We start from the raw sequence: 2,300 nt of genomic DNA, 5'->3' as shown, positions 1-2,300 counted from the left end.
CGTCCCAAGACCAGCACCCTCACCCGCGGCTTCGTCGCCGCCGGTGCCGGCGGCGACGAAGCCGCGGGTGAGGGTGCTGGTCTTGGGACGGCGGTGCTTACCCTTGCCGGGCATGACTGTTCCTCTCCGGCGCCTGCGAGGTGAGCTGTCGGGTTCGGACTGGAGATGCCCGGCCGTGTGCTGACACGGCTTCACCCCGAGCCGGCCCCTGGTGGGGTCGGCGTACTACCTGGGTCCCCCGCTCCTGCCACGCGTGGATGGGTGCGAGTTCCGGGCCGGTGGCAGGATTCGGCGGTCCGGCCGGATTGCCGTGACCGTAAGCGAGCCGAGTCGGCGCGAACAAGCCGCGGTTTCCCCTCCCGTCCCTCCGGCCCCGGCGCGGGGGTGGGCGAGCGGTGACCCTGCGTGGAGTACGGATCATGAGTTCCGGTGCCGGGCTGGGGAGTTGGGGCCGAAGATCCGCCACGGACCGTCACGGTTATGACGCTGCTCACGCGTCATCGACCATTTCCCCTTAGATCGTGTCAGGTTCCCCTCGAAAGCTCTAAATCGGCTAAACCGGACAGAAGGCATCCAATCGGCACGGAACACCGCGAAGTGAGGGCGGGCGGTGAGCGGGGCGCGCGGGTGCGCCGCCCGGACCGGGTCCGCGCAGGTGGGGCCGGTCGGCCCCTGCGTTCAGGCGCGGACCGTGCCGTATCGTCGAAGCCGCGACCTCGTCGGCGGCCGGCGCCGACGGCAGACGCGGAGGAGACCCCGTGACGCAGCAGCTTCCGCAGGCCCCGTCCACCGAGCCCGAGCTGACCGGGGTCCGCAACTTCCGGGACGTCGGCGGGCTGCCCACGGTGGACGGCCGGCGGGTGCGGCACGGCCGGCTCTACCGCAGCGGCCACCTCGCGCACGCCACCGGAGAGGACGCCGCCTTCCTGGCGACCCTCGGGCTGCACACCGTCTTCGACTTCCGCAACGCCGCCGACCAGAGGCTGGAGGGCGCGGACGTCGAGCTGCCGGGCGTGCGCAACCTCAACATCCCGCTGACCGACCCGGCCGACGGCGCGGAGTTCTGGACCATGGTCCGGGACGGCGACCTCGACCAGCTCCGCTCCATCCTGGACGGCGGCAAGGGCGCGGACCGGATGATCGCCTCGTACCGCTCGATCATCACCGAGCGCACCGCCGAGCACAGCCGGGTGCTGCACGCGGTCGCCGAGGACAGCCTGCCCGCGCTGATGCACTGCGCCGCCGGCAAGGACCGGGCCGGCCTCTCGGTCGCGGTCACCCTGCTCGCCGTCGGGGTCGAGCGGGAGGCGATCGAGGAGGACTACCTGAAGTCCAACGCCCCGAGCCGCCGCTACAAGGTGCACCGCAGCGACTCCTCGCCGGCCGGCATGTCGGCCGAGGTGATGGAGCTGCTCAGCCCGCTGTTCGAGGCCCGGATCGAGTACCTGCGCACCGCCTTCGACACCATCGAGGCGACCTGGGGCACCACCGACCGCTATCTGGCCGAGGGCCTGAAGGTCGCCCCGGAGACCCGGGAGAAGCTCCGCGGGCGCCTGCTCGACGAGGGCTGAGCGGGAGCGGTACGCGGGCGGGTCACCCGGGCGGGCGCGGGAGAGCCCGCACCCGCCGCGGCGCGGCTAGCGGTCGCCCAGCACGAAGAGCAGGTAGAGGAAGGCCGCGACGAGGTGGCCCGCGACCAGGTAGGCGAACAGCCGGACGAGGAAGCCGAGCGGAAAGCGGCTCTCCTCGGTGCTCCTCCCCGAGCCCTCCTCGAAGCCCGTCTCAGCGCTCCTCTCGGTGCTCTTCCCAACGCCCGTCTCAACGCCCGTCCCGGTGCTCTTCTCGGTGCTCTCGCGGTCGGCGGCCGCCTCTGCGCCGGGGGTCTTCTCGCTCGAAACGCTCATGGTGGTAGGGCTCCTCACATGCCTCAGCGGTCCCGGACGCCGCCGCCGAGGCACAGCTCGGTTCCGGGGCTCTGCATCAGGGTGTGGACGAACAGCAGCTCCGCGCCGCGGCCGCCGGCCGCGCCGATCCGGTGCGGGGTCAGCGAGTCGAAGTGCGCCGCGTCGCCCGGGTCGAGCACATAGGCGGTGTCGGCGAGGGTGAGCCGGACCCGGCCGGACAGCACGTACAGCCACTCCTCACCGGGGTGCACGCGCACCAGGTCCGCGGGCGTCGCCGGCGGCACCTCGACGCGCAGCGCCTGCATGGCCCGCCCCGGGGCGCCGGCCGGCCGGTAGGCCCAGCCGTCCGCCTCGGCGGGCCCGGCCCGGCCGGCCCGCACCACCGGGGCGCGCCCC

Annotated in this window: 2 protein-coding genes, 1 pseudogene and 1 riboswitch; of the genes and pseudogenes, 1 reads left to right on the top strand and 2 read right to left on the bottom strand. The window is 73.3% G+C overall.

What is annotated here, in order from left to right; translation table 11 throughout:
* Nucleotides 1-115: 115 nt before the first annotated feature.
* Nucleotides 116-274, bottom strand: a riboswitch (cyclic di-AMP (ydaO/yuaA leader).
* A gap of 484 nt (nt 275-758) precedes the next feature.
* On the top strand, nt 759-1,571 hold the full coding sequence (locus C6N75_RS29265; protein WP_105871856.1) for a tyrosine-protein phosphatase: 813 nt from the start codon (nt 759-761) through the stop codon (nt 1,569-1,571).
* Nucleotides 1,572-1,637: 66 nt separating this feature from the next.
* Here C6N75_RS29265 and C6N75_RS31930 read toward each other — a convergent pair.
* Both C6N75_RS31930 and C6N75_RS29255 read right to left on the bottom strand, forming a co-directional pair.
* A pseudogene (locus C6N75_RS31930) lies at nt 1,638-1,748 on the bottom strand (DUF6126 family protein); the annotation flags it as partial.
* Between the two features lie 179 nt (nt 1,749-1,927).
* A partial coding sequence (locus C6N75_RS29255; protein WP_146132718.1) for a cupin domain-containing protein occupies nt 1,928-2,300 on the bottom strand: 373 nt, incomplete at its 5' end.

Source organism: Streptomyces solincola, from assembly GCF_002982015.1.
GTDB classification, from domain to species: Bacteria; Actinomycetota; Actinomycetes; order Streptomycetales; family Streptomycetaceae; genus Streptomyces; species Streptomyces solincola.
This window is presented reverse-complemented; position numbering and strand designations above follow the sequence as displayed.